A 5,361-nucleotide genomic window follows, 5' to 3' on the forward strand; every position below is an offset into this window, starting at 1 on the left:
GTGGGCGCGGCATTAACAACACCTGGCACGGGTTTTTGGGTCCGTTCCATTCAAACCCACCGTCGGCGGGCTTACTTGGCGTTTGAACTTTGCCCCGGGGGGGGGGCTTTCGCCCGGGCGCCTCTTTTCTGCCCAAGGACCGACAGCATGTTTTCAAACTTTGATAGTGAGATTTTAGTCGCCGCCCGCTTGCTGCTCGGCGGCGCCTTTGTCTTTGCCGGCCTGCGCAACATTCAGAACGCGGCCTTTGTGACCCAATTGATGACGACGCGCGGCGTGCCCCAGGCACGGCTGGTGCTGTGGCTGGGGATTGTCCTGCAGATCGTCGCCGGAGTGCTGGTGATCGCGGGCATCTGGACCGCTCCGGCGGCGGCATGCCTGATCCTGTTCCTGATTGTCGCCACGCCGATGTTCCATAACTTCTGGGATCACCAGGGGCCCGAGCGCGCGTCCCGTATCAATGGCTTTGTCGGCAACGTCGCGCTGACCGGAGGATTTCTGGCGCTGATCGCGCACTTGCTTTGACAGCGATCATCGCGTCGACGTAGCCCGTTACGCCGCATACCGCAAGCCGCCATCACAGGTCAGGACCTGGCCGGTGACGAAGCTGTTCGAAACCAGGAACGCAATCGCCTCGGCGACGTCCTCGGCCCGGCCGATACGGCCGACCGGCGTCTTGCCGGCATACTCGGCAAACACCGCCTGCCGCTGATCGTTGGGCAGGAAATCCCACCATGGCGTGTCGATGACACCCGGTGCCACGACATTGACGCGTAACGGCTTCAGCTCCATCGCCAGGATCGGCACCACGGTCAGCAGCATGCCGTTGACGGCGGCGATGCCGGCGACACCCGGCGCCGACAATTGCGCCGACACCGCCGAGATGAAAGTCACCGAACCGCTCTTGTTCAGCGTCGGCAAGGCGGCCTGCAGGCAGGAGAGCTGTGGCCGGACCTTCTCGTCGACGCCGCCGCCGATGTCGGTCAGGTCAAGCGTTTCGAACGGGCCGAGCCCCTTGCCGCCGCTGGCGGCCAGCACCAGGTGATCGAAAGGGCCGAGATCGCTGAAGAACCGGCGAACCTCGTCCGGCTTCGCGGCATCGAAGGCAGCTCTTTCGACCGCGCCGCCAAGGCTGTGCCATGCGTTGTCGAGCCTTTCCCGGTTGCGCCCGGTGATCGTCACCTTCATGCCCGGCCCGAGCAGCTTTTTCGCGGTGGCGAGGCCGATGCCGGAGGAGCCGCCGACGACCACGGTGTGACTGGTTTTCTCGATCATGAATTTTCTTTCTTCGATGTTGCGGAAGCGGGTGCGAGCCCGACTAGGCCGAGGGTCAATTCGCGCAACTGCTGCCTCGCCTTGGCGTCATAGGCTTGGGCATCGGCGCGGGATTCTCTTTGGCCGTCGAAATAGAGGCCGCTTCGCCCTTCGAGCGCCGGCGACGTCGCGAGATTGATGATGGCCTCGGCGCCGGTTTTGACCGAACTCCACGGCGTGATGCCCGCCTGCCGCACCATCGTAGTGTTCATGTAGCTTGCCGGATGCAGGCTGTTGACGGTCACATTGGTGCCGTTCAGTTGCTCCGCCAGATCGATGGTAAACATGATCTGCGCCAGCTTGCTCTGGCAGTAGGCACGGACGCCGTCATAGGAGCGGGTCAGCATGACGTCGTCGAAATCGATCGCCTGCTGGCCTGCCGAGGCGACGTTGACGATCCGCGCCGGCGCGCTGGCCTTGAGCAGCGGCAGCAGCTCCGTGGTGAGCAGGAAGCCGGCGAGATAATTGACGGCAAAGCGCAGTTCGTAGCCGTCGGCGCTGACCTGCCGTTTGGAGTTGGGGCCGGCGGTGCCGACGCCGGCATTGTTGATAAGGATATCGAGCCGCTTGGTCCTTGCGCGCACGGCCTCGGCGAGGCGGCGGACTTCCGCCAGGGAGGAGAGATCGGCGACGAGAAGCTCGGCCTTGCCGCCGGCGGCTTCGATCTCGGCCACGATCGCCTTGCCCCTAGTCGCGTCGCGGCCATGCACCAGGATGCGGGCGCCGCCGGCGCCGAGCCTTTGCGCGACGACGCGGCCGACGCCGTCGGTCGACCCTGTGATGAGGATTGTCTTGTCTTTCAGTTCCATGTTCAGAGCCTCCGTCTCATCGTTCTGAGCGGAAAGATGGGGCACCAGCCACTTGCCAAACAGTTCAAACTTTATCCTGGTATCGATACTGCTATAATAGCGCCGATGGATTCCACCACGCACTCCGCCGAAGACAGCCGCCGCCGCGAGCTTGGCGCCTTCCTGCGCTCGCGGCGCGAAAGGCTGACGCCTTCGGCCACGGGCATCTCGACCGGCTTGCGCAGGCGCACACCCGGGCTGCGGCGCGAAGAGGTGGCGATGATCGCCGGCGTCGGCACGACCTGGTACACCTGGCTGGAGCAGGGCCGCGACGTTCGGCCGTCGGTGGAAGTGCTTACGGCGCTCAGCCAGGCGCTGCGCCTGGACGCGGCCGAGCAACGGCATCTGTTCATCCTTGCCGGCCGACCGCAGCCGGAGCGTCGCGTCGACGCGCCGGAAAAGGTCGATGGCCCGTTGCTGCACATGCTGCAGAGCCTGGTCCTGCAGCCGGCCTATGTCGTTGGGCGGCGCTGGGACGTGCTGGCCTGGAACTCTGCCGCGGCAGCCGTGTTCGGCGACTATGGTCTGCTGGAAGGCGATGCCCGTAACATCGTCCACATGGTTTTCACCAGCCCGCAGCATCGGCGCCTGCTCGTCGACTGGGAGGAATTGGCGCGTGCCGTGCTGGCGTCATTCCGGGCAGAAAGCGCCAGATATGTCGGCGATCCGGATTTCGAGCGGCTGATCGCGCTGATGACGCGCTCGAGCCCGGAGTTTCGCGCCTGGTGGCCGCTACGCGACGTCGCCCGCAACCTATCGGGTGTGAAGCATGTCAGGCATCCGATAGCGGGCGCCATGGCGTTCGAGCATATGAGCCTGTCGATCGATGACGGCTCGGACATGAAGCTGATCGTCTACACGCCGCTCGCCGAGCAGAACTCGATCGCCAAGCTCGAACAACTGCTGGAGACGCTTCCGGCCGAGCGGCGCAGCGCGTGAACCATCAAGGCTAGCCCTTCGGCTTCAGCCCCTCGATGAACAATTGCTCGAGAAATCTTGCGGCATCCTCGAAGCGGCCATCGCCGCCGCGGTCGGGGCCGAGCACGGCGCGGACCTGGACGTCGAAATCGGCATAATGCTGCGTCGTCGCCCAGATCGAGAAGATCAGGTGCCAGGGGTCGGTGCGGGAAATCTTACCGGCGCGCATCCAGCCCTTGATGACGTTGGCCTTCTCGTCGACCAGTGTCTTCAACTCGCCCTCCAGCATCGGCATGATGCGCGGCGCGCCCTGCAGGATCTCGTTGGCGAACAGCCGGCTCTCGCGCGGGAAGTCGCGCGCCATTTCGAGCTTGCGCCTGATGTAGCTGCGCAGTTCGGTCAAGGGATCGCCGATGTCGTCGAGTTCGCGCAGCGGCGCCAGCCAGGTGTCGAGAAGCCGCTGCATCAGCGTCTCGTGGATGTCCTCCTTGCGGCGGAAATAATAGAGCAGGTTCGGCTTCGACATGCCGGCGGCTTCGGCGATCTGGTCGATGGTGGAGCCGCGAAAACCGTTGGTCGAGAAGACTTCGAGCGCCGCCTCGAGGATGAGCTCGCGCTTTTCCAGCTGGATGCGGGTGCGGCGAGGAGCGGAGCTTTCGACCGCCCCCGTCACCTCGAAAAACCTTCACTGCGAGGAGTGTCTGGACCAATTCTCTGGACCAGTTTTTCTCCGCCCTGTGGAGCGCACTTCGAAAGCCGCATTTCCGCTAGTAATCCCTTGACCGCTGATAAGGCGGTGCTAACGTTTGTCCAACCGGTCAAAAATTTGCGTAGCACGAAAACGTCGCGAAGACCAAGTGTTGGAAAGACCAAGCGTCAGCCGCACCGAAACAGGTTACAAGGGGAAGTCTTGGTCATGTCCAACCGGCTGAAAGTCACGCCGAACGATCTCAGCGCATTCTGGATGCCGTTCACGGCAAACCGGCAGTTCAAGCAGGCGCCGCGCATGATGGTGTCGGCCAAGGACATGCATTACACGACCAGCGACGGGCGCAAGGTTCTCGACGGCACCGCCGGCCTGTGGTGCGTCAATGCCGGCCACTGCCGTCCGAAGATCACCGAGGCGATTCAGAGCCAGGCGGCCGAGCTCGACTATGCACCCGCTTTCCAGATGGGCCACCCGATCGTGTTCGAGCTGGCGAACCGGCTGGTCGACATCGCGCCGAAGGGTATGGACCATGTGTTCTTCACCAATTCCGGATCGGAATCGGTCGAGACCGCGCTGAAGATGGCGATCGCCTATCACCGCGTAAAAGGCGAGGGCTCGCGCACCCGCCTGATCGGCCGCGAGCGCGGTTATCACGGCGTTAATTTCGGCGGCATTTCGGTTGGTGGCATCGTCACCAACCGCAAGATGTTCGGCACGCTGCTCGGCGGCGTCGATCACATGCCACACACGCATCTGCCGGAAAAGAACTCCTTCACCAAGGGCGTGCCCGAGCACGGCGCAGAATTGGCGAACGAGTTGGAGCGCATCGTCGCCCTGCACGACGCGTCGACCATCGCCGCCGTCATCGTCGAACCGGTTGCCGGTTCCACTGGCGTCATCCTGCCGCCGAAGGGCTATCTGCAGAAGCTGCGCGAGATCTGCACCAAGCATGGCATCTTGCTGATTTTCGATGAGGTCATCACCGGTTTCGGCCGTCTCGGCACGCCGTTTGCCGCGGACTATTTCGGCGTCACGCCGGACATCATGACCACCGCCAAAGGCGTCTCCAACGGCGTCATCCCGATGGGCGCGGTGTTCGTCAAGAAGGAAATCCACGACGCCTTCATGACCGGCCCCGAGCACATGATCGAGTTCTTCCACGGCTACACCTATTCGGGCAATCCGATCGCCTGCGCGGCGGCGCTGGGCACGCTCGACACCTACAAGGAAGAGGGGCTGCTGACGCGCGGCGAGGAACTGGCGCCGTACTGGGAGGACGCGCTGCACTCGCTGAAGGGCGAGCCGAACGTCATCGATATCAGAAACATCGGCCTGATCGGTGCAATCGAGCTGGCGCCGATCGCCGGCCAGCCGACGAAGCGGGCCTTCTCGGCCTTTGTGAAGGCGTTCGAGCGTGGTGCATTGATCCGCACCACCGGCGACATCATCGCGCTGTCGCCGCCGCTGATCATCACCAAGGGCCAGATCAACGAATTGATCGACCATGTGCGCGAAGTGCTGAGGGCGGTGGATTGAACCAGGTGCAGCTTTCCCTCCCCCTCGAGGGGAGGG

6 protein-coding genes are annotated in these 5,361 nt (G+C 63.6%); 3 read left to right on the top strand and 3 right to left on the bottom strand.

What is annotated here, in order from left to right:
* The first annotated feature begins 147 nt into the window (after window positions 1-147).
* Window positions 148-525 (top strand): DoxX family protein, encoded by a 378-nt coding sequence (locus NKH23_RS34215; RefSeq protein WP_352716895.1) that lies wholly within the window; start codon window positions 148-150, stop codon window positions 523-525.
* Window positions 526-552: 27 nt separating this feature from the next.
* Here the strand turns inward: NKH23_RS34215 and NKH23_RS34220 are convergent, their stop codons facing one another.
* Together NKH23_RS34220 and NKH23_RS34225 are read right to left on the bottom strand one after the other, a co-directional pair.
* On the bottom strand, window positions 553-1,275 hold the full coding sequence (locus tag NKH23_RS34220; protein ID WP_352716893.1) for an SDR family oxidoreductase: 723 nt from the start codon (window positions 1,273-1,275) through the stop codon (window positions 553-555).
* Window positions 1,272-2,123, bottom strand: a complete 852-nt coding sequence (locus tag NKH23_RS34225) for an SDR family oxidoreductase (RefSeq protein WP_352912723.1) — start codon at window positions 2,121-2,123, stop codon at window positions 1,272-1,274. Before NKH23_RS34225 ends, NKH23_RS34220 begins: the two co-directional genes overlap by 4 nt.
* 105 nt (window positions 2,124-2,228) lie before the next feature.
* Between NKH23_RS34225 and NKH23_RS34230 the strand changes: the two genes are divergently transcribed.
* A complete protein-coding gene (locus NKH23_RS34230; RefSeq protein ID WP_352912724.1) occupies window positions 2,229-3,101 on the top strand; it encodes a helix-turn-helix transcriptional regulator in 873 nt (290 codons plus the stop codon).
* 10 nt (window positions 3,102-3,111) lie between these two features.
* Here NKH23_RS34230 and NKH23_RS34235 read toward each other — a convergent pair whose 3' ends face one another.
* On the bottom strand, window positions 3,112-3,753 hold the full coding sequence (locus NKH23_RS34235; protein ID WP_352912725.1) for a TetR family transcriptional regulator C-terminal domain-containing protein: 642 nt from the start codon (window positions 3,751-3,753) through the stop codon (window positions 3,112-3,114).
* Between the two features lie 243 nt (window positions 3,754-3,996).
* Between NKH23_RS34235 and aptA the strand changes: the two genes are divergently transcribed.
* The gene (gene aptA / locus NKH23_RS34240) at window positions 3,997-5,325 is read left to right on the top strand and encodes an omega-aminotransferase AptA (RefSeq protein ID WP_352465212.1); all 1,329 of its coding nucleotides are present in this window, start codon (window positions 3,997-3,999) and stop codon (window positions 5,323-5,325) included.
* The last annotated feature ends 36 nt before the right edge of the window (window positions 5,326-5,361 follow it).

It is taken from the genome of Mesorhizobium sp. M1328, assembly GCF_040318075.1.
Taxonomy (GTDB): domain Bacteria; phylum Pseudomonadota; class Alphaproteobacteria; order Rhizobiales; family Rhizobiaceae; genus Mesorhizobium.